1 protein-coding gene is annotated in these 1,085 nt (G+C 66.9%); it reads right to left on the reverse strand.

The features are described 5' to 3' along the window. Nucleotides 1–937: phenylacetate--CoA ligase family protein (locus ACYVDE_RS23800; RefSeq protein WP_460504005.1), on the reverse strand; the 937-nt coding region annotated here is incomplete at its 3' end. Nucleotides 938–1,085: the final 148 nt, after the last annotated feature.

Consider the following 1,085-nt stretch of genomic DNA (forward strand, 5'->3'; position numbering starts at 1 on the left):
CGCAGGCGCAGGGCGCGTCGGTGTAGGTGCAGATGTCGCCGGTGCGGTAGCGTAGCAGGGGCATGCCCTCCACGCCCAGCGTGGTGATGGTGAGCTCGCCCGGCTGGCCAGGCGGCAATGGCCGGCCGTGGTTGTCGAGAATTTCAAATAGCAGCAGTTCGGGCTGGTGGTGGCCGCCCGCGCCGTGGCCGCACTCGGTGAAGGCCGTCTGCTTTTCGGTGGAGGCGTAGGTGGAATGCAGGCGCACGTTCCAGCTTTCGGTGATGCGGCGGGCGAGGGCGTTGGGCTGCCAGGCCTCGTCGCGGATGCTCTCGCCGATGCAGATGATGCGGCGCACGGCGCTGGTCTTCAGGTCGAAGCCGGTGGCGTGGGCGTGCGCAATCAGCGCCACCACGAACGAGGGCACGGCCACCAGCACCGAGGGCTCAAGCTGGCGGATGGTATCGAGCTGGGCCGCGAGGTTGCCGGGGCCCATGCGGATGACGCTAGCGCCCGATTTGAGAATGCCGCCGTAGTAGGCCACGCCGGCCATGAACTGCCGGTCGAGGGTGAGCAGCAGCTGGTACACGTCGTCGGGGCCGCCGCCGGCGCAGGCGAACGACAGGTACTCGTTGTGGTGCAGCCGGGCGAGGTCGTTGAGGGTGAGGGCGATGGTGACGGGCCGGCCCAGCGTGCCCGAGGTGCTGCAATATTCGGCCACCGCGCGGCGCGGCACGCACAGAAAATCCCAGTTGTGCGTCTGCAAGTCCTGCTTGCTGGTGGTGGGCAGCCGCACGAGGTCGGTGGTGGTTTTGATGTCGGCCACATCGAAGCCCAACTCGGCAAACCAGCGCTGGTAGAACGGCGAGTTGGCCTGCAAATAGGTCAGCAGCTTCACCAAAGCCGCGTTCTGGTAGGCATCAATTTCCTCCCGCGAGGCGTGTTCCAACGGCGACATATCAGGCTTCGAGAATAACGACGGCCGAGGCCGCCGAAGGAATGTGCGAAATGCTAAGGTGCAGCCGCGCCACGCCCCGCGCCTGCACCAGCCGGGCCAGCTCACCAGTTAGCGCGAAATGGGGCGCGCCGTGCGCGTCGTGCGCTAC

It is taken from the genome of Hymenobacter agri (assembly GCF_054778495.1).